The 20,751-nt window shown below is 52.1% G+C and carries 19 protein-coding genes; 7 read left to right on the top strand and 12 right to left on the bottom strand.

Annotated features, from left to right (window positions below; all coding sequences use genetic code 11):
- Window positions 1-202: 202 nt before the first annotated feature.
- Both trxA and ACTQ1N_RS10045 read right to left on the bottom strand, forming a co-directional pair.
- Window positions 203-514, bottom strand: coding sequence for a thioredoxin (gene trxA, locus ACTQ1N_RS10050; RefSeq protein ID WP_441956620.1), 312 nt, complete (start codon window positions 512-514; stop codon window positions 203-205).
- 77 nt (window positions 515-591) lie between these two features.
- A complete protein-coding gene (locus ACTQ1N_RS10045; RefSeq protein ID WP_441956619.1) occupies window positions 592-1,557 on the bottom strand; it encodes an NAD(P)/FAD-dependent oxidoreductase in 966 nt (321 codons plus the stop codon).
- A gap of 307 nt (window positions 1,558-1,864) precedes the next feature.
- Here ACTQ1N_RS10045 and ACTQ1N_RS10040 point away from each other — a divergent pair, with 307 nt between their 5' ends.
- On the top strand, window positions 1,865-2,143 hold the full coding sequence (locus tag ACTQ1N_RS10040; RefSeq protein WP_441956618.1) for a type II toxin-antitoxin system HicB family antitoxin: 279 nt from the start codon (window positions 1,865-1,867) through the stop codon (window positions 2,141-2,143).
- A 165-nt stretch (window positions 2,144-2,308) separates the two neighbouring features.
- Here ACTQ1N_RS10040 and ACTQ1N_RS10035 read toward each other — a convergent pair whose 3' ends face one another.
- The 4 genes from ACTQ1N_RS10035 to ACTQ1N_RS10020 form a co-directional block, all read right to left on the bottom strand.
- Window positions 2,309-3,067: a glycerophosphodiester phosphodiesterase gene (locus ACTQ1N_RS10035; RefSeq protein WP_441956617.1), complete on the bottom strand. Its 759-nt coding sequence runs from the start codon at window positions 3,065-3,067 to the stop codon at window positions 2,309-2,311.
- Window position 3,068: 1 nt separating this feature from the next.
- A complete protein-coding gene (locus ACTQ1N_RS10030) occupies window positions 3,069-3,323 on the bottom strand; it encodes a kinase to dihydroxyacetone kinase (RefSeq protein ID WP_154525992.1) in 255 nt (84 codons plus the stop codon).
- Window positions 3,324-3,480: 157 nt separating this feature from the next.
- The gene (locus tag ACTQ1N_RS10025; protein WP_441956616.1) at window positions 3,481-4,416 is read right to left on the bottom strand and encodes an alpha/beta fold hydrolase; all 936 of its coding nucleotides are present in this window, start codon (window positions 4,414-4,416) and stop codon (window positions 3,481-3,483) included.
- Between the two features lie 53 nt (window positions 4,417-4,469).
- On the bottom strand, window positions 4,470-5,774 hold the full coding sequence (locus tag ACTQ1N_RS10020; RefSeq protein WP_441956615.1) for an O-acetylhomoserine aminocarboxypropyltransferase/cysteine synthase family protein: 1,305 nt from the start codon (window positions 5,772-5,774) through the stop codon (window positions 4,470-4,472).
- Window positions 5,775-6,103: 329 nt separating this feature from the next.
- Between ACTQ1N_RS10020 and ACTQ1N_RS10015 the strand changes: the two genes are divergently transcribed.
- A complete protein-coding gene (locus ACTQ1N_RS10015; protein WP_441956625.1) occupies window positions 6,104-7,423 on the top strand; it encodes a class I SAM-dependent rRNA methyltransferase in 1,320 nt (439 codons plus the stop codon).
- Between the two features lie 59 nt (window positions 7,424-7,482).
- Here the strand turns inward: ACTQ1N_RS10015 and ACTQ1N_RS10010 are convergent, their stop codons facing one another.
- The 6 genes from ACTQ1N_RS10010 to ACTQ1N_RS09985 form a co-directional block, all read right to left on the bottom strand.
- The gene (locus ACTQ1N_RS10010) at window positions 7,483-8,718 is read right to left on the bottom strand and encodes a glycerate kinase type-2 family protein (RefSeq protein WP_441956614.1); all 1,236 of its coding nucleotides are present in this window, start codon (window positions 8,716-8,718) and stop codon (window positions 7,483-7,485) included.
- Window positions 8,719-8,740: 22 nt separating this feature from the next.
- Entirely contained in the window at window positions 8,741-9,217 is a 477-nt protein-coding gene (locus ACTQ1N_RS10005; RefSeq protein ID WP_441956613.1) for an acyl-CoA thioesterase, read from the bottom strand.
- Window positions 9,218-9,335: 118 nt separating this feature from the next.
- A complete protein-coding gene (locus ACTQ1N_RS10000; RefSeq protein ID WP_441956612.1) occupies window positions 9,336-10,517 on the bottom strand; it encodes a thiolase family protein in 1,182 nt (393 codons plus the stop codon).
- A 203-nt stretch (window positions 10,518-10,720) separates the two neighbouring features.
- Window positions 10,721-11,464, bottom strand: coding sequence for a 3-oxoacyl-ACP reductase FabG (gene fabG, locus ACTQ1N_RS09995; RefSeq protein ID WP_441956611.1), 744 nt, complete (start codon window positions 11,462-11,464; stop codon window positions 10,721-10,723).
- A 78-nt stretch (window positions 11,465-11,542) separates the two neighbouring features.
- Entirely contained in the window at window positions 11,543-13,123 is a 1,581-nt protein-coding gene (locus tag ACTQ1N_RS09990) for an acyl CoA:acetate/3-ketoacid CoA transferase (RefSeq protein ID WP_441956610.1), read from the bottom strand.
- A 32-nt stretch (window positions 13,124-13,155) separates the two neighbouring features.
- Window positions 13,156-14,760 carry a class I adenylate-forming enzyme family protein gene (locus tag ACTQ1N_RS09985; RefSeq protein WP_441956609.1) on the bottom strand — a complete coding sequence of 535 codons (1,605 nt, stop codon included), beginning with the start codon at window positions 14,758-14,760 and terminating at the stop codon, window positions 13,156-13,158.
- Window positions 14,761-15,022: 262 nt separating this feature from the next.
- Here ACTQ1N_RS09985 and ACTQ1N_RS09980 point away from each other — a divergent pair, with 262 nt between their 5' ends.
- The 5 genes from ACTQ1N_RS09980 (at window position 15,023) to ACTQ1N_RS09960 (ending at window position 20,597) form a co-directional block, all read left to right on the top strand.
- Entirely contained in the window at window positions 15,023-15,775 is a 753-nt protein-coding gene (locus tag ACTQ1N_RS09980) for an N-acyl homoserine lactonase family protein (RefSeq protein ID WP_441956608.1), read from the top strand.
- A 71-nt stretch (window positions 15,776-15,846) separates the two neighbouring features.
- Window positions 15,847-16,980 (top strand): ABC transporter substrate-binding protein, encoded by a 1,134-nt coding sequence (locus tag ACTQ1N_RS09975; protein WP_441956607.1) that lies wholly within the window; start codon window positions 15,847-15,849, stop codon window positions 16,978-16,980.
- 206 nt (window positions 16,981-17,186) lie between these two features.
- Window positions 17,187-18,677: a sugar ABC transporter ATP-binding protein gene (locus tag ACTQ1N_RS09970; protein ID WP_441956606.1), complete on the top strand. Its 1,491-nt coding sequence runs from the start codon at window positions 17,187-17,189 to the stop codon at window positions 18,675-18,677.
- A complete protein-coding gene (locus tag ACTQ1N_RS09965; RefSeq protein ID WP_441956605.1) occupies window positions 18,670-19,641 on the top strand; it encodes an ABC transporter permease in 972 nt (323 codons plus the stop codon). Before ACTQ1N_RS09970 ends, ACTQ1N_RS09965 begins: the two co-directional genes overlap by 8 nt.
- Window positions 19,641-20,597, top strand: a complete 957-nt coding sequence (locus ACTQ1N_RS09960) for an ABC transporter permease (RefSeq protein WP_441956604.1) — start codon at window positions 19,641-19,643, stop codon at window positions 20,595-20,597. Before ACTQ1N_RS09965 ends, ACTQ1N_RS09960 begins: the two co-directional genes overlap by 1 nt.
- Window positions 20,598-20,751 lie beyond the last annotated feature (154 nt).

The raw sequence follows: 20,751 nt of genomic DNA, 5'->3' as shown, positions 1-20,751 counted from the left end.
AATACCATGAGAACTATTATGTAGCGGCATAAGAATACCGCCAGTCGATCATTCGACTGGCGGCACAAAACTTTTTAATTATTCACTGTCCTCTTGACGGGTAGCACAGCATTTTAACACATGGAAGGTTGTTTTCAGCTTATAAAAATACAGAAACGCCCGGCTGACTGCTCAGCCGGGCGGAATCATAAGGAAAAGTCTGTTACTTGTTCTTCTCGATGAAGCTTCTCATCGAAGCCTCCGGGATAAAGCCGACGTTCTGATCCACCTTTGCGCCATCCCGGAAGACAGCCACATACGGAATGGACATGATTCCGAATTTCTCTGCGATATCCGGGTTTTCATCCACATCCATCGCATAGAACTTTACGTCCGTGATCTCATTTGAAAGCTTCTCAAGAACCGGGCCGAGCATCTTGCACGGTCCGCACCATGTTGCGTTGAAGTCCACGACCGAAACTCCATCCTTGACTGCATTCGCGAAATCCTCTGAATTGATAACCTTGACGCTCATAAGAAATCCTCCTTTATCTGCTGTCCTTTGTCTTCTTCACTCTGTCTGCCCTGCATGCTGCATATAGCCGGTCCGGATCACAGAGCGTTGCGGGATGTCCCGGTGCCAGCCTGTTGTCTGGAACTCTGATCCAGATATGCCGCTGCACTGATGGCCGCAATATTGCCTTCCCCTGCTGCCTTCGCAATCTGATAGGGAAGTCCTGTCAGATCCCCGGCCGCAAACAGCCCCGGCAGGTTTGTCGCCATGCTGCGGTCAACCTTCACATGGCTGCCGGAAAGCTCCAGCCCCGGTACCAGCTTGTCCGGTGCAACGCTCTCCCGAAGAAGGAAGATGCAGTCCGCCTCCAGATGATCCGGAAGCTCTCCATCCTGCAGCGTGCCCCCTTCGCCGCCCCTAAGCAAAGCACCTTCGGGTCTGTAGGGTGATTCTGCGATCTGAAGCCGCATCTTCCTGTCTGCCTTCCCGACCGACACCGGCTTTGCCCAAAGTACATGCACCGATGCCGGAAGCGACACTTCTGACCGGTACATCGGAAGATATGTCACCTTCGAGCAGGTTTCACTTAGAAATGCTGCCTCGCTCTCCTCCTTCGGGTTCCATCCGACAACAATGACTTCCTTTCCCTTGTAGAGCGGTGCGTCGCAGGTTGCACAGTAGCTGACGCCGCGTCCGAGGTTTTCATTCTCTCCCGGGAGCGGCTTCCCGAAGGAGGTTCCTGTTGTCAGAATCACGGAACTGGCTTCCAGAAAGTCCTGATCTGCCTGCAGGCTGAAATAGTCTCCCATTGCATAGATGCCTGCCACCCTTTTCTCTGTGATCGGGATGCCTGCAGCCTTTACCTGATCCAGAAGCCTCCGGTTCAGCTCCGGGCCTGTCACATCCGGCAGCCCCGGGTAATTCACAATCATATGCGTCTTCCCGATCTTCTCGGATCCTTTTTCGCTTCCGATCAGAAGAATGCTTTTGTTGCGGCTTTTCGCCGTCAGGGCCGCCGAGATTCCTGCCGGCCCCGTGCCGACAATCGCAATATCATATCTCAATACGGCTTCACCTCCCTGCTTCCGCCATCTCTGCTGCCGCCATCCCCGCCATGGACCGCTGCATAAAGAATAAACAAATTCTTTCATTCATGATTCAATTAGATTGTGTGCAATCTTTATGGCTCCACTATACCTGTACAAAGGATATCTGTCAAGCCCAATTTTTACATGTCCGCAGCACATCCCCACATCCCCTGCTGTATTTCTGTTGTGATGTGTGTTGCGATGTACCCCTGCTGTACGGTTGACACCCTCCGGCAACCCTTTTACAATGGCAGGGTGACAGCAGCATAGAAAGGATATCATCATGAAATTTTATTATCCGGTCGTAATCGGTAAAAAAGATGAGGGAGGGTGGCATGCCTCCTTCCCGGACCTTGCGATGTGCGAGGTTGACGGGACAGATGAATTCGATGTGCTCCAGAATGCACGCGATGCGGCATACAGCTGGATTGACCTGGAGCTTCAGGAAAAAGACCCGAAGCTTCCTTCTCCATCAGACCCGAAGGATGTAAAGACAGCCCCCGGGCAGGAAGTACGGATGATCCTGGTCAATTACCGTATGACTGAAGGCTGGGACGAGTGATTTCCAGCCGTATATTTCTCCCCCAGACAGGAGAGTTGGCTTTTTATACATCCGTACCCCTGCTTCGAGAAAGAGCTGCAGCCCGGGAAGGCTGCAGCTCTTTCTATCTGTTCATATGCTGTTCATATGGGTTCACATCTTTCCTGCAGTTCCAGTCATCCTGCATTATACAGGATAAGACCTGCTGGCACTCATCTCCTCGCGCACTTTGATCGCGCGGTCCGGATAGTTCGTGATGACAGCATGCACGCCGGCCTCCATGCAGGCTTTCATGTCCGCTTCCCGATTGATCGTCCAGACATTGACGTCCAGCCCGAGTCTTCTGCAGTCCTCCATATACCCGGGATACTGCAGGCAGCAGCCCGATGGATGAAGAGCATTGACATGGAGCGCCGCCGCATACTGCGGTACATCGATGAACCCGTCCTCATACAGAAGACCGACCTTCGCCTTCGAATCGATCTGCTGCACACGCCTGACTGAATAATGGTTGAAGGAGGAATAGATCACGCGATCCTCCATTCCGAACTTGTGGACAAGATGCACCGCCGCAGCCTCAATTCCAGGGTAGAAAAAGACGCCGGTTTTCAGCTCGATGTTGATCACCATCTTCGTCTCATCGTGCACATACGCGAGCACTTCCTCCAGCAGCGGAATCTTTGCATCGCCGGCCCCGTACTCCGGATGGAGCTTTCCGAATGACATGCTCCGAAGCTCCTGAAGGGTGTAGTCCTTCACATATCCCTTGTGGTCGGATGTCCGGTCGATTGTCTCGTCATGACAGACGACAAGGCTGCCGTCCGCCGACAGCTGGACGTCCAGCTCGATACCGTCTGCCCCGAGGGCTGCGGCATACTCATACGCCGCCATCGTATTCTCGGGAGCATATCCCGACGCGCCTCTGTGCGCCCACACCTTGACCATCTCAGCCTTTCAGCCCCCTTGCCTGGCGATCCATGTCCTCGACGACAATGTCGTAGATCTCACCGATCGACCTTCCGTACTCAAGCAGCTTCCAGGGCTCATTCGTATGGAAATGAATCTTCACCGGATCTCCGTCCCCTCCGACAGCGAGCAGGCAGTCTCCGTCGAAGTGCTCCGTGATATAATCCCGGATCTCATCCTCGTCCAGATCCTCTCCATCAATCAGCATCTGCGTATCATAACGGTATTGAAGCATAGCCGGCTCCTCTCATCATTCCTGATATACTGAACAAACATGCATGTTGTTTCTGATTCTTCCGTCATTTTAAGGCGGCACAGCCGCCCCTGTCAACAAACAGCGCCTGACTGAAAATGCGAGCCGCCCCGGCTTCCTCCGGCTTTGAAGCTGTCCGCTACACCGGTCCCTTCCCGGTCAGATGCCGGCCTATCCAGTTCCTGATATCCTCGTACACTTCCTCTTTGCCGATTTCATTGGTCAGCTCATGTCGTTTTCCCGGATACAAGTGTATATCCACGTCCTTGATTCCGGCAGCGCGATAGCTTTCGAAGACCTTCTTCACTCCTTGTCCATACGAACCCACCGGGTCTTCTTCCCCGGATATGAACAGAATCGGGATGTCCTTTGGGATCCTTCCGACATGCCTCGGGTCCTGAATGTACCGGATGACATCAAACAAAGTCTGATATCCATTTACCGTGAACGTATAGGTGCAGAACCGATCGGCATTGTATCGATCGACAATCGCCGGATCACAGGTCAGCCAGTCATTCGCCGTACGCGGGTTCTGAATACGATCCAGATATCCCTTGAAGGAAAGCTGTTTCAGAAATGCGGAGCGGTAGCGCTCTCCGTGCGTCAGCCTCAGCCAGCCGGCGATCAGGCCCGCGGCACCCAGAACAGGTCCCGGCGTATAGCCTGTCCCTGAAAGAATTGCGCCATCGAGTTCGCCGCCATATTCCATCAGGTATCTCCTTGCCAGGAAAGAGCCCATGCTGTGTCCGAACAGAAAAAGCGGTACATCTCTGTATGTTTTCTTTGCATACTTGGTAACCTCATACTGATCATCTACCAGCGTTTTGCTTTTTCCCGCCCCGATATAACCCAGGTCCGCATCGCCTGCCGCCGTCTTCCCGTGACCCAGATGATCATTTCCGATTACCAGAATTCCATACTGATTCAGCCAGAGCGCAAAGTTCTGAAAACGTTCGACATACTCGACCATCCCATGCGAAATCTGCAGAATCGCACGGATCTCCCCCTCCGGCTCCCAGACTTCCACATGCAGCTTGTTCTTCTGATCGGTAGAGGGAATCGAAAGCTCTGTCATGATAATCTGCCTCCCATTGCACATTGAAAATCCGGCCGGTTTCAAAAGTGCCGTCAGACAAGTGTATCCAGCGCCTGTTTCAGATCCGCGATCAGATCCTCCTTGTCCTCGATGCCGATGGACAGGCGGATGGAATCCGGATAGATTCCTGCGCCTTCCAGCACCTCCTTCGGCTGGCCGAAATGAGTGGATGTTGCCGGATGAGTGATCAGGGACTTGGCATCGCCAACGTTGACCATGAAGCCGAACAGATGCACCTTCTCAAGCAGAGAGGCAGCATCCGCCTGGCTCCCATTGACCCGGAACATCATCATGCCGCTGCAGCCAAGAGGGAAATACTTCTGTGCGAGCGCATGATATCTGGAAGACTTCAACCCCGGATAGGAGACGGAGCGGACAGCCGGATGCTGCTCCAGGAACTCCGCGACTGCCTGCGCGTTTTTGCAGTGCTCCCGCATCCGGAGCGACAGTGTCTCGATCCCCTGCAGGATCAGCCACGCGCTGACCGGACTGAGATTCGCACCGACATCACACAGATACACCTGGCGAAGTCTCTGGGAGAACATCTCCCGGTCCATCTTCTCAGCGCCGACCCAGTCTCTGTACTTCTGATTGAACGCCTCAAACTGCGGGAATTTCCCGTTCAGCCACGGGAATCCGCCCCTCTCGACGACCAGCCCGCCGATCGTCGTACCGTGCCCGCAGAGATACTTCGTCGCTGAGTACACGACGATATCCGCCCCATGCTCAAACGGCCGAAACAGATAGGGTGTCGCGAAGGTATTGTCGATGACAAGCGGAATCCCGGCATCATGTGCGACCGCCGAGAGCGCTTCGAAGTCTGGTACATTGATCAGCGGGTTGCCCAGACACTCCACATAGATTGCCTTTGTGTGCTCGTCGATCTGTGCCCTGAATGCCTCCGGGTCATCCGGGTTGCTCACAAACTTCCCGGTGATGCCATACTGCGGAAGAATACCGGTCAGAAGGCTCGTTGTCCCGCCATAGATCGTCTTGACCAGGACAATGTTGTCGCCCGCCCGGCAGAGATTCAGGATCGTATTCGTGATGGCAGCCATGCCGCTCCCGAAGGAAACCGCCCGTGCGCCCCCCTCCAGGGAGGCAATACGGCGTTCCAGAACGTCATTCGTCGGATTCTCGAATCTGGAGTAGCTCTGCCCCTCCTTTGCGAACTTGAATACGTCGATACAGTTGTCAATATCTTTCAGGGAATAACAGGCGCTCTGGTAGATTGGAACTGCCTTTGACCCATAAGTATCCTCGTCCGGATTGTAGCCTGCGTGGAGCTGTCTCGTCGTAAAGCCAAGTGTCTGATCCCGGTCTGCCGTGAATGCCATCTCTGTTCTCCTTCCAGACACAGGAGGATCGGTTGGTCTTCCCGTGTCATTATCTGCTGTCTGTAATCAAGTCTTCTCGATATTGTACGCCGAACGCCCCTTTGCTGTCTAATATCCGATTATTGTACCCCGATATAGATGATATCTATATCGGGCAGTGCCCTTTCGCTTCATTTCAGTTATAATATGATGACAGTGTCAAAAGTCCGCCACCACGCCTGCCTGCATGCGAGTGGTGGCAGGACTTATTGACACGCATATCATTACAGCACAAGGAAATCCCGCAGCACAGTCTGCATTCACAGTTATTCCGGAAAGAGAGAATGGATATGACACTGAGCGAATGGTTTGAAACACAGAACTTCCCGGCGGAGGATGAGAACCTGGCATCTTCTTCCTGCCTGTATCTCAAGAAGGGCGCCGGCCGCAGCCTTAAGTCTGGCGGGGGATGGGTCTACGACAACGAGGTCGACCGTACAGAAGGTTCCTTCGACAACGGAGCGATCCTGAAGATTCTGGATTTCGACGGTTTCCCGCTCGGGTACGGCTTCATCAACACGGCATCCAGAATCCGCGTCCGGATGCTCTCAAGATATGAAAAAAATGGAATCACCCCCGCTTTTCTGAGGCAGCGTGTCCGTGATGCCTGGGCGTACCGCAAGGCCGTCATGGATACGGATTCATGCCGGGTTCTGTTCGGGGAGGCGGATTTTCTGCCGGGTCTCACGGTGGATAAGTTCGGGGATGTGCTTGTCGTGGAGTCCCTCGCGCTCGGGACGGAGCCTTACAAAGTGATGATCCTGAACATGCTCGCGGATGCAATGGCCGAAGACGGTATCCGGATCCGAGGCATCTACGAAAGAAGCGACGCCAAGGTACGTCAGCTGGAGGGGCTTCCTCGCACAAAAGGGTTTATCGGACCGGAGTTCGACACGAATGTGCCGATCGTTGAGAATGGCGTCCGGTATCTGGTCGACGTAAAGGACGGACAGAAGACCGGCTTCTTCCTGGATCAGAAGAACAACCGTGCGGCCGTCGCCGGAATCGTCCGGCGGCTTCAGACTCCGTCTGTGCTGGACTGCTTTACGCACACCGGCTCATTCGGACTGAACTGCGCCTTGGCGGGCGCCGGGAGTGTTCTGTCTGTGGATGCCTCCGACCTTGCCATCCATCAGGCGATGGGCAACGCCCGGCTCAACGGCTTGTCCCCTCGCCTGCTGCAGATGGAAGACTGTGTTCCATCCGATCAGAGCGCTCAGACAGGGCTCTGCTATCTGACCGCGGATGTCTTTGATCTTCTCCCAAAGCTTGAGGCGGCAGGCAGGCAGTACGATATTGTCATTCTCGACCCGCCCGCCTTCACAAAGTCCCGGCAGGTCACAAAGAATGCCGTCAAGGGCTACCGCGAGATCAACCTCCGCGGAATGCGGCTTGTAAAAGACGGCGGGTTCCTCGCGACCTGCTCCTGCTCTCATTTCATGGAGGAGGACCTGTTCCGCAAGACCTTGAAAGAGGCCGCCCACGGCGCCCGTCGCAGGCTCCGCCAGGTCGAGTTCCGCACGCAGGCACCTGATCACCCGATTCTCTGGGGCGATGATGAATCCTACTATCTGAAGTTTTATATCTTCCAGGTGGTCAAAGAAATCTAGTTTAAAGGCGTGACAGGGACGTTTCTCTGTCACGCCTGAGTCCCCTGTCACGCCCACTGTCATTCAGAAAACAATGCCACCGCCACATCATTTACGTTGGTCCCGGTCGGTCCTGTTATGATCAGCCCATCCACCGCTTTGAGGGCATGATAGGCATCATTCTGAGCAAGCACCTCGCTGACGGAAAGTTCTTTCTCAGACAGAGCTTCCAGGGTATCTCCATCCACATATCCGCCTGCCGCATCCGTCGGACCGTCCGTTCCGTCACTTCCCACAGAAAATACTGCGGCTCCGCTGATCCCGGCTATGGCCGGTGCAGCCGCCAAGGCCAGCTCCTGGTTACGGCCTCCCAGGCCTTTTCCGGTAAGGTGGACAACGGTCTCGCCGCCTGCGATCCACGCCGCTTTCTGCCCTTCCGCCGCATGAGCCCGGATGATGCTTCCCATAAACCGGCCGGCTTCCCTTGCCTCGCAGGAGAGCTGGTCAGTGAGTAATATCGGCGTATAACCCATTTCACGGCACTTGAAAGCTGCCGCCGCACATAGTTCGCGGACACTGCCGTTGATCTGTGTGGTCACATTATCAAGTTCCTTGGGGGTCTCCTGGTGCAGCAACTCCATTGCCCTGTCGGACAGTTCCAAGTTGTATTTCTTTACGATGGACATTGCTTCTTCGCAGGTAGATGAGTCGGGATAGGCCGGTCCGCTTGCGATCATATCCAGGGGATCTCCCAGGATATCGCTCAGAACGATGCTGAATACATTTGCCGGCGCACAGGCCCTAGCAAACTTTCCTCCCTTAACGGCACTGAGCCGTTTACGGATGGTGTTCATCTCCACGATATCAGCCCCGCAGGCGAGCAGCTGCCTGGTGATGTCCTGTAGTTCCTCTCCCGGGACCAGGGGTTTTTCAAAAAGGGCGCTCCCGCCTCCGGAAAGCAGGAATAATACTGTATCCTTTTCTGTCAGTGAACCGACAAGTTCCAGGGCTTTGGACGCTGCGATGAAGCTGTTTTCATCCGGCACCGGATGGCCTGCCTCATAGCAGGCAACACCGGGGATCTCTCCCATGACATGTTCATATTTGGTGACAACGATACCGTCATCCACCCTTCCCAGTTCATTTACCGCGGCATTGGCCATCTGCCAGGCAGCTTTCCCTGCTGCGACCAGGACGATCTTTCCCTCTGTTCTTTTAAGACTTCCTAAAGCCCGTACCACCGCATTGTCCGGAAGGACCGCATTCAGGCAGGCTCTGATGATCTCATCTGCGTCATTTCTAAGCTTATTATTCATGTTTTACCCTGCTATCTGTTATTCAAAATCCTTCCACACGCCTCTGCCGGCGCAGTTCATATCGCTTTTCCCCGGCGTTCCACTCGGCCTGTTCGGCCTCTGAAGATATTTCCAGAGCCGGAATTTCAACCGCCTTCCCGTCTTCATCGATCGCCACCATAATGACATAGGCACGGTTTATGTTATGCCTGTACCCCTGCAGGTTCTCAATATATGTATCGACGCGCACCTCCATGGAGGTACGTCCCACATAAGTGATCTTTGCGACCAGTACAATCATATCGTTCTGGAAGGCAGGATACTTGAAATTCAGGTTGTCTATCGCCGCGGTGGTGACTGTACTCTTCGCGTAGCGTTTGGCCACGATCCCGGCCGTCTCGTCGATCCACTGCATCAGCTGCCCTCCGAAAAGTCTTCCATAGCCGTTTACGTGAGGCGGCCTGACAGTATAGACCTGCTCTATGACGGTATCACTTGCTTTCTGACTTGAATGGATCATCTTTAATAACCTGCCTTCACTTTGAGATTAATAATGCTGTCATCTGTCCGGATACTCCAAAACAGCACCGAAATGATCAGTGCTGCCCCGGAGTTTTGCCATTCTTATATATCGGATATTACTCAGCTTTGGTAAAGTACATGCTCATGCCCTGGCCGCCGCCGATGCACATGCTGATCATGGCATCCTTCTTGTCGGAGCGCATCAGTTCATACATGACCTTGACTGTCAGGATCGCACCTGTAGCACCAAGCGGATGACCGATGGAGATGCCGCCGCCGTACATGTTCACCTTCTCCATGTCAAGTCCGAGGTCTCTTGCAACGGCAAAAGCCTGGCTGGCGAATGCTTCATTGATCTCGAACATGTCGATCGTTGTCAGATCCAGGCCCAGTTTAGCTGCCAGCTTCTCACTGGAGAACTTGGGAGAATAACCCATCAGTTCCGCATCAAAACCTGCCACGGCAAAACCTTCGATCTTAAGCTTCGGTGTCACGCCGAGTTCTTTTGCCTTTTCTGCAGACATCACGACAACGGCTGCGGCGCCGTCGTTAAGGCTGGAGGAATTGCCGGCTGTGACCGTTCCGCCCTTTACGAAGCAGGGGCGAAGCTTGGCCAGTTTTTCAATGGTCTGGGAATCGCGTGGGCCTTCATCGGTATCAAATACCGTGACGTTGCCCTTGCGGTCTGTTTTTTCCACCGGCAGGATCTCATCCTTGAACAGCCCTTTCTTGATAGCTGCGCAGGCTCTCTGATGGCTCTGCAGGGCGAATGCATCCTGCTCTTCTCTGCTGACATTGTATTTTGTTGCAACGTTCTCGGCGGTCACGCCATTGTGGTTGCCGTCCAGCGGCCAGGTCAGGATATCCAGGACACCGTCCTCGAAAATCTTGTGGCCCATTCTGGCGCCCCAGCGCGCATCCTTTACGTAGTAAGGAAGCTGAGAGACATTCTCCGTACCGCCTGCAACAACGACGTCTGCCTGGCCGGTCTGGATCTGCATTACTGCGTCCGCGATCGACTGCAGCGAGGAAGCGCACTGGCGGTTTACGGAATACGCTGTTGTCTCTTTGGGCATGCCAGCTTTCAGGCTGATCGCCCTTGCGATAAATCCATCCTGTGCCACTTCACCGACTTCACCGATGATGACTTCGTCAACAACAGCCGGGTCAATGCCTGCACGATTAACAGCTTCTTTGACCACCATTGCTCCCATTTCGATGGTCGACACATCTTTAAGGCTTCCTCCAAAGCTTCCTACCGGGAGTCTTACGCCGCTTACGATTACTACGTCCTTCATGATATCCTCCTTATTTGTGTTTGTCTCTTCCGCTGATGTTCCTGTTGTGTTTTTCTTATCTTCCAGTCTTCACGTGATATTAACTGACTGCTTGTTTTATATATGGGGAAGTGCGCTCTGGCACCTCCCCCCTAAAGGGTCCGCGTTTCCGCTGCCGGATATCCGGTCAACAACGTTTTCCCGTTTAGGCGAATACCAGTTGATCAGACGATCATGCCGCCGCCTACGTTGATCACTTCTGCTGTAATATAAGCCGCTTCATCAGAAGCAAGGAATGCCACCATATTACCGACATCTGAGGGCTTACCGGCATATCCCATCGGGATCCTGCTCATCATGCTGTCCCAGGCAGCGCCATCTTTTACCTCTTTCAGTTTTAATGTCATATCTGTCTCAATAAAGCCCGGGCAGATCGCATTACAGGTGACACCCTTTCTTGCTCCTTCGCGTGCCGCTGTTTTCGTGAGGCCGACCACACCAGCCTTTGCAGCAGCGTAATTTGCCTGACCAAGGTTTCCGAGCCAGCTGCCGGAAGAAATGTTGATGATACGGCCATAATTCTTTTCTCTCATATACTTCATTGCTTCCCTGGTGCCGTAGAAACAGCCGGTCAGGTCGACCGCGATGACCAGATCCCAGTTTTCTTTTGTCATCTTATGGAGCATACCGTCACGGTTGATTCCGGCGTTGTTCACCATGATATCCAGCGTTCCATAGGTATCCACCGCATATCTCACCAGCGCGATCATCTCTTCTTCTTCAGATACATTTACACTGAATGCGCTTGCTTCGCCGCCGACTGCTTTAATCTCATCCACCGCTTCCTGCGTTGAACCCATATCCGCGATTACAACCTTTGCGCCTTCCTCTGCCAGTTTTTTTGCAATACCCTTGCCAAGTCCTCTGCCAGCGCCTGTTACGATTGCTACTTTACCCTCGAGTCTCATGATTTATCCTCCTTATAATAGTGATATGAAATGGTTGACATATAACTGATTCCATCGTTTCCGTATATCGGTCTGTCATCAGCTCCGTACAATTTTCGCCAGTCCGAAGGGACCATCTTCGCGATAAAGCTCGGGATCCATGATCTTCAGGTCCTCCGCGATGACCGGCTTAAACTCCATCAGATCCAGGATCTGGGTCTGAAGGTCGATTCCGGGAGCGATTTCCGTCAGTACCAGGCCTTCCTCACGAAGCTCAAATACAGCTCTCTCCGTCACATAGTGCATTTTATGTCCTTTGGACAAAGCAATTTTCCCGTTATAGGATATCTGCTGTACCTTTTTCACGAATTTGATCAGAGAGCCCTCCTGATCGATATGGAGCAGCTTTCCATCAAAGGAGCATTTAAGTCCTTTTCCGGTAAATGTTGAGCAGAAAACAACGTGCTTCGCGTTCGTTGTGATATCAATAAAACCGCCGGCACCGGTCGGGTTCGGTCCAAGTCTGGTGGCATTGACATTGCAGTCCAGATCAACCTGTCCCGCTCCCATAAAGGTGACATCCACACCGGCTCCGTTGTAAAAATCAAACTGATCATCATGGCGAAGCAACGCAAAATTGTTTTTCGCAATACCAAAGTCAACTCCGCCCATAGGAATTCCGCCGTAAATACCGCATTCCACTGTGATCGTCACGTCATCATTAACGCCCTCCTCCGAGAGGATCGGTCCGACCACATCGTTCGGGATGCCGGTGCCGACATTCAGAATATCGTTCTCCCGCAGCTCCATCAGAGCTCTCCGGCCAATCACCTTCCGCACCGTCAGCGGGAGCGTGTCATCACTGGAGACCGGCACTTTGATATCTCCGCAATAGGCCGGATCAAATGCAAAGCTGTGCGTCTGACGGTGATCCTCCTCCGGGTTGGGGCACATCACGACCGCATCGATAAACACACCAGGTACAACGACCTTTTTGGGATGCAGGGTTCCGACCTTCACTTTATATTTTGCCTGTGCGATTACCTTTCCTCCATATTTTTTGCAGGCCATAACCGCGGAGAAGACTTCCAGCACCATAGCTTCCTCATCCGTCGTCAGATTTCCCATCTCATCGACATAGGTGCCGCGGATGATGCAGAAATCCAGCGGGATCGGCTTATAACGCATATATTCTTCCCCGTCGATATGAATAACTTCCACAAGATCCGGGGCATCCTTTGTGATCTCATTCATTTTTCCTCCGTCCTGACGGGGGTCAATGTAAGTACCAAGTCCGACTTTTGTGATCTTTCCGGGCTCACCGCCGGCCATGCTCCTATACAGCTGCGCGAACTGTCCCTGCGGGAAGTTATATGCCAAGATCTTGTTCTCAGCGATCAGCTGCATCATCCGCGGCTGCAGTCCCCAGTGTCCTCCGATAATCCTGTGCAGCATCTTCTCGTGGGCAAAATGCTGGATTCCTCTGTCACGGTCGCTCTGGCCGCAGGAATGAACCAGTGTCAGGCTGTTCGGGCTTCCGGTCTCCAGGAAACGTTTCTCAATCGCCTTCAGGACCGTCTCCGACGCGGAAACCAGTGTCATGCCGATCGTTGCGATCGTGCTATTGTCGGTAATCAGCTGTGCTGCCTGTTCGCCCGTCATAAATAAAGGTTTTCTCATGGCTGCCTCCTTTTTTATAAACCGTAAGCATCTCAGGATGTGTACTCTTCAAAATGTGTCCGAATATATTTCTTGTCTATTTTATTGTTGGGCGTCACCGGTATCTTAGAAACCTTACAGATCCGGGCCGGTACCTGGTAGGAAGCAAGACGGGTCTTCAGTAGCGCTTTCATCTCTTCCTCGGTTTTGTCAAACTCCGGCGTGGTACGGATCAGCGCTGCCGGCACCTCTCCGTATTTTGCATCCGGGATCGCGACCACAGCCGCATCCAGGACGCCATCGATCCGGTAGATCTCATTTTCCACATCAATGCTGCAGATTTTTTCTCCGCCTCGGTTGATCATGTCCTTTTTCCGGTCAACAATGAACAGATAACCCTCTTCATTGACGTATCCCAGATCGCCGGTATCCAGCCAGTTTTCCTGCAGCAGTGGCGTCTCCATCCGGTAATACGAGTCCAGCAGATTGGCTCCGTTCAAATGGATCTCTCCCGTTTCTCCCGGTTCCGCTTCTGTGCCATCATCTCTGAGTATCTTAATGTTCATTCCGGGGATCGGTATCCCGGAGGATCCGATGTAAGGACTTACTGAGGCATCCGTCGGGAAGATCGTTCCCGGAGAGGTCGTCTCTGTCAGGCCATAGACTGTGTGGAACGAACTTTTCGGCAGCCATCGGTGTAGCTGACGGATCTTTTCTTTAGGCATATTGCTGCTTCCGCACGCAAATTTTACAAGTGACGGAAGGGGCGGAAATTTCGGAGCCGTTTCAAGAAGCAGAGAAAACACCGTTGGTGAAGCGTGGATAAAGGTAACATTTTCTTTCTGTACGCAGGAAAGCACTTGGTCTGCACTGAAAAACTGATGAATGAACACTGATCCTCCCACGTATACAAACAGTCCGAACAGTGCGATCAATCCTGTGATCAGATAAAGGGGAACCGGAATGATCGTCACGTCCTTTTCTGTAATCTTCAGCGTTTTCTGATAAGAAACAATCGCATGGGAGATATTGAAGTTCCGGATCATCACACCTTTGCTGCGGGAAGTCGTCCCGGAAGTAAATACCAACAGGGCATCATCAAGAACCGTTCCTTCCATCTCACAGTCCCGGCTGTCCTCATAAGCGCTCCAACCGTATCCGCTATGAATATCACTGCAGGAAATAATCTCCAGTCCCGCTTCTTTATAAGAAGAAAACCATTCCTTAAAATCCGGATCCGTGAGGATCAGCGATGCGTCGGCTTTATCCAGAAGGGCTTCGATCTCCGGCCGCCGGTATTTTGTCTGCATGGGGATCACCACAACACCCAGCTTATTCAATGCCAGAAATGCAACACAGAACTCCAGGCTGTTGTAAAGCATCAGTGCTGCATGCTGGCCATGCCGGATCTTACTATGATAGTGAAGCCAGGAAGAAAAACGGTCCGTTTTCTCCAGCAGCTCCCTGTACATACATGCATGGCCGCAGTCATCTGTCACTGCCGTCTTATCTGGCATTCTTCTTGCGGTCTCCTGAAGCATTCGGTACAGGTTCTCCGGTAAATTCTCATAGGTTTCGATCACTCTCGTTTCAGATATACGGAAGGGTTTCAGTTCATAGGAAATGTAGTCTTTCCATAATTCCTTCCCGGAGTACATATCAGCACCTCCTTGTTCAACGAATTGCGTGTTGCGCAATCATTTTGCGTTATTTGTTTGCGTCAATTAGATGATACTTGCCTTATTTGCGCATGTCAACCATGATATTGCACAATAATTGCGCTCAATTTGTGTGAGAACTGCTGCTTTTTTTAAAAATTGCGTTATTTCTGTTGACGTGTTTGCGTTATTGTGATACATTTCGCTCAACAAAGCAAGTGATACTGCCCAAGTAAACACAAATAATGTAAAGGAGGTTCTCATGAGAAAGCAATGGACCGTGAAAGCCGTTCAGGTTGGAAGCATTACATTGGACCGCTCGGCTATGACACACTTTAAAGGAAAAGGAGAACGCATTGTTGTCCCGATCTGGAGTGCAGCAGCCACAGACGGGGAACACAAGGTCGTCGTTGACACCGGAATTCGGGATATTGATTTCTATAAGATATCAGAGCCCGGCGCAGGACAGACGCCTGATCAGATCTGTGCCGCCGCAATCAAAAAAGCTGTCGGATGGAATCCGGATGAAGTGGATATCGTCATCAATACCCATCTTCACTGCGACCACAGCGGAGGAAACGCTGCATTTAAAAATGCAGAATTTTATGTGCAGAAAACCGAATGGGAAGAGGCTTTCAACCCCATCGTTCCGGAAGCACCCTTCTATGACAAGCTCTGTTATGACAAACATGCCGTCAACTTCTTCCAGTGGCATTTCCTGGAAGGAGATACGGAAATTCTTCCGGGACTAAGGGTGATCACAACGCCCGGTCATACCAGAGGCCATCAGTCAGCCATGTTCGATACCACAAAAGGAGTTGTATGTGTCTCCGGTGACATCTGCAATGTCGCAGAAAACGTAAACGGAAACCTGGAACCGAATATCATTATCCAAGTTACGAAAACCTACGAAAGCTTCAAACGGATCCGCCAGTTTGCCGACTTCATCCTTCCGGGACATGAACCGGGAATCGAAGACGGATCGGAGGACTTCATCCCAGTGATCGACGCCTGAGAAAAAGGTGTTTCATCTAAACAGCAAAAGAGCTCAATGACAGCAACAGACAAAAGAAATGGAGGAAAAACATGAACAAGAAAGCACTTGCAGCCGCTCTTATTACCGCAGTCGCCATGATGAGCACGACACCCGCATTTGCGGATGACCTGAACCTGGTCTTTGAATGTGATAAGACAGAGGGGTTTGTCATCGGATATTCCAACGGCTACTGGGGAAATACCTGGCGGGCCCAGATGGTGGAAGATTTTGAAACCCGCGCAAATGAATATAAGGAAGCGGGCATCATCGCCGATATAATGATCTCCAACACCAACAACGATCCGACCGAACAGCTCAATCAGATCAACGCCATGATCGACTCCGGTGTAGACGCCATCATCATCGACGCTGTTTCCCCGACAACCATCAAATCCGCCGTTGAAAAAGCACAGCATGAAGGCATCCTAGTCGTTGTATCCAACGATCCGGCCTATTACGAAGGAACCATCTGTGTCTGCGGCGACAACTACACCTGGCAGAAGATCCAGGTAGAATGGCTGGTGGATCAACTGGACGGTGCAGGCGAAATCGTTGAGATCGACGGCGTGGCAGGCAACTCTGCAGATACGCTTCGCGTGCAGGCTAACAAAGATGTTCTGGCTAACTACCCGGACATCAAAGTTCTGGCAGCTGCCCCCGGTGGCTGGTCCGAGACAGAGGCCCAGGCACTGATGACCACCTTCCTTTCCAGCTACGAAAAAATCGATGCCGTTCTGGAGCAGGATGTCATGGGTGAAGGCGTGATCAAAGCATATGAGAATGCAGGCAAAGATCTCCCGATCATGACTGGTGATTATACCAAGGCATTCCTGACCAAATGGTCCCAGCTTCCAGATCTGAACTCCATCGGCGTTTCCTATGCTCCCGGCAACTCCGTCCCCGGCCTAGATGTGGCTGTCCGCCTCCTTCAGGGCAAGACCGTAAAACCGGAAGTCCTGGTCCCGAACCCCATGGATGAGAGCAAAGTCAACGCCATCATGGTTGAACCGCCCTACGTTGTAACGAAAGACGGCGATGACTCTGCCGAGTGGGCCCAGAATCTTCCGGAGACCACCCAGCTGATCTCTCTTGAAGAAGCACTTGAAATCATGGCAGATCAGTCTGATACAGCTGCACTCGACGGCTATCCCGCACAGGAAGTCATCGACAGCTATTTCGAATAAAGAATAACCCTGAACGCGGCGGAGGACTTCTGCCCCCGCCGTTTCCCTACACTTTGGTGTTTATCTTTTAAAACCGGGCAAAACCGCGCCAGGCGTTTCTGGGATGGTTTCATCTCCGGGTTTTTTAAAGGATAACCAGCACAGTGCACAACTGTCATTGCTGCGAAGATCAAAACCATTATTCAAGAAAGGAAGGTAGATATACTATGGGACTGTCGATACAGGGAATCGCCAAAAGCTACGGTGCCGTCATCGCAATCAAACAGGCGGATATGGAGATTTCCGATGGTGAAGTTCGGGCCATCCTCGGCGGCAACGGCTCCGGAAAGTCTACATTGGCAAAGGTAGTGAGCGGCCTGATCTCAAAAGATTCGGGAACCATCACATACAACGGTTCAGAACTGAACTTCTCCTCTCCTGCGGATGCTAAAAAGCACCATGTCATCATGACCAGCCAGGAGCTGAGTCTTTTCAACAATCTGACTGTAGAAGAGAATATCTGCATCTGCAATGTTCCGAAAAACGGTATGTTTACAAACCGAAATGCGCTGAAGCAAAAAGCGCAGGAAGTCCTGGACCGGATGCAGCTGGGGCATCTGATGGGCGTCAAGGTTGAAGAGCTGCCTCCCAACCAGCAGTATATGATCGAGCTGGCAAAAGCACTGGTGCAGGATCCGAAGATCCTGATGATCGATGAGATCACATCAGCTCTTTATCGGGCCGATGTAGAGATCGTGGATGATATCATCCGGGAGCTCAAAGAGAAGGGATGCATTATCCTGTTCATCTCTCATCGTATGGAAGAACTCTACGCCATGTGTGACAGTGTCACCATCATGCGGAACGGTGAGACCTTCGGAACCTATCCGATGCAGGAGAAGACCGAAGATGAGCTGCTTTCACTCATGGTCGGTTCCAAAATCGAATCCTATCACGGCCAGGGCAATGAAGGGACCGTCAAGCGGGATATTTTCATTAAAGTCCCGAATATTCCGATCCCTACGTACGGAACCACTCTGAATCTGGAGATCGGCAAGGGAGAGATCATCGGCATTGCCGGTCTGCAGGGACACGGCCAGGTTGACCTGCTCAATGCCCTCTATGGACTAAGCGGGGCGATCCGGATGGACATCGATGGCAGCAGCGTCACCATTCATAATCCGAAAGATGCAGTTTCCCATCATTTTGCCTATCTTTCCGGAGACCGTGAAAAAGACGGGACCTTCCAGGAACGCAGCCTGACTGAAAATCTCGCGGCTGTCAAGGAACTTGTAAAACACGAAGTGCTGGGAGATCCGAGAGCTGCTCTGGACAGTTTCCATGTCAAATACAACGTGCCGGAAGCCCTGATCACTTCCCTCTCCGGAGGAAACCAGCAGAAAGTCGTTGTTGGCCGCTGGCTCGTTACAAAGCCCCGTCTGCTGCTTCTGAACGATCCCACAAAGGGCATTGATGTAAAAGCAAGGAATGATCTTCACCAGATGTTCACTGCTCTGGCCAAAGGAGGGAACGCTGTAGTCATGATCTCCAGTGATGAGGATGAGCTCGTCAATATCACTTCCATGCCCGATGTCTCCCGCGTCCTGGTAATGTATGAAGGAACCATTTCAGCTGTTCTGGAAGGCCGTGATATTACAAGGGAAAACATTTCAGCGGCTTCCATGCCCGGAAAGAAAGAGGTGAAAGATCATGAATAAAATCAAAAAATTGACTTCCTGGAGTGCCTTTCCCTCCATGCTGCTGTTCATCATCTTTTTGATCATCAATGCAATTATCAGCGGTGGTATGAAAGCCTCATTCTTCAGCTCCTTCATCGCCACCAATGCCGGTGCGATCTGTGTTGCTATCGGCGTAACCGCAACAATCCTAGTCGCGGGAACCGACATTTCCCTGGGATCTATAGTATCCCTCGTAAATGTTGTCATCGTAACTCTCTGCGGAAAGGGCGTTCCTGTTCCTGCTGCCGCTTTTGCGGGAATCGGCGTTTCGCTTCTGTGCGGTATGTTGAACGGCTTTTTCGTCGGCGCCATGCGGATCAATCCGCTGCTGACCACTTTTGCCACTTCCACGGCATTTGCCGGAATTGCTCTCTGGATCATGCCATTTCCGGGAGGATCCATTGATTTCGCATTCAGCGACTGGTACAGCGGAAGGCTTTTCAGGCTCATTCCCACGCCGATCTGCATGATCCTGATCCTTATTGTTATCTGGGTCGTCTTCATGAAAATGCCCAGCGGCCTTCATCTGTTTGCTCTTGGTAAAAATGTCAACAAAGCGTATGCTTCCGGTATCAATGCTCCTGCGCTTCGCTTTTTCGTCCACACCTTTGCCGGTCTGTCCGCTGGAATTGCAAGCGTCTGTCTCAGCGCAAATATCTGCGCCGGCAGCCCTACGCTCGGTGCAACAATGAGTATGAACTCAATCGCCGCAGCCGTGATCGGAGGCGTTTCTCTCAACGGCGGCACAGGCAATATCTGGGGAGGCATTTTCGGTGCTGCCTTCTTAAGCATCCTGACCTCCATCGTTGTCTCGGCTAACCTCAGCTCCTATGTACAAAGCTTTATTCAGGGCCTGATTCTTCTGATCGGCATCATTTTCTCTGTGGTTGCCGCAGATAAAGATTTGCGCGCAAAATTCCCCAGAAAGGCAGGTATACGGTAATGGCAAAAGCAAAGAAAATAAATAATCCATACATTCCTGCCCTCGTGGCAATCGTCGCTCTCCTGATTCTGGGGCGCTCAGTTTCCAAAGGTTTTCTTACTTCAAATAACATCTCCAGCATTCTGATGACAACTTCCATTCTGACGATGGCTGCCATCGGACAGGCAGCTGTAGTCATTTCCGGCAACAGCGGCCTGGATATGTCGGTCGGCGCAGTCATGTCCATGACCGCCCTTTTCGGACCAATGGTGAAACTTGGCGGCAGCGGTTTGTCTCTGATCGCCATGATCGTTGTTTCTCTGGCTATGGGAGCAGTTGTCGGTCTTTTGAACGGAATCGGCGTGCAGGTCCTCAAAGTCGTACCGTTGGTCATGACTCTGATCATGTCCACCGTGGTCAACGGTTTTACCATCATGGTGACCAAAGGACAGCCTTCCGTTTCCGTCAGCCCTGTCCTGCAAGGTATCTCCAAAACCCTGTTCGGCCCCTTCCGAATTCTTCCGGTTGTCGTCATCATTCTACTGCTGGTTCTGGAATTCTGGTTCCTTCGCAGAAGCCGGTATGGCAGGTCGCTTTTCCTGGCTGGTTGTAATACCCGCGGCGCAAATCTTTGCGGCATCAACAGCCGCCTGGTCATCATTCTTGCCTACGTGTTCGGAGGAGCCATTGCCGGTCTTGCCGGTCTGATGCTGGTTGGCTACGCGGGAACTGCCCAGATGAACATGGCAAGCAACTACACCATGCTGTCCGTCGCCGCCGTCGTGATCGGCGGAACCAAACTTTCCGGCGGCAAGGGGTCCTTCATCGGCGGTGCGCTCGGTGCGGCAGTGCTGACTCTGATCACTACGATCCTTCAGGCTTTGAATATGGCTGCTGGCCTTCGTTCTCTCATCCAAGGCATCATCCTGATCGTCATCCTTATGATGAACAGCCGCGCACCGAAGCTCCGCCAGTAAACAAAACGATCACCCCTGGCTTCATAGTTTCATAATTTCTGAAATTGAATTTTGGGATAAATCGTTTTATGATAAGGTATATCGTTTGCGTTAGATTTGCGTTACCGCAAAGCTGAACGCACTAGCCGCTATAATCATGATCATAACAGAGTTT

Source organism: Porcincola sp. LCP21S3_C12 (assembly GCF_052118625.1).
Classification (GTDB): Bacteria; Bacillota; Clostridia; order Lachnospirales; family Lachnospiraceae; genus Porcincola.
The sequence above is the reverse complement of the archived record's forward strand: the minus strand, read 5'-3'. Positions and strand labels throughout refer to the sequence as shown.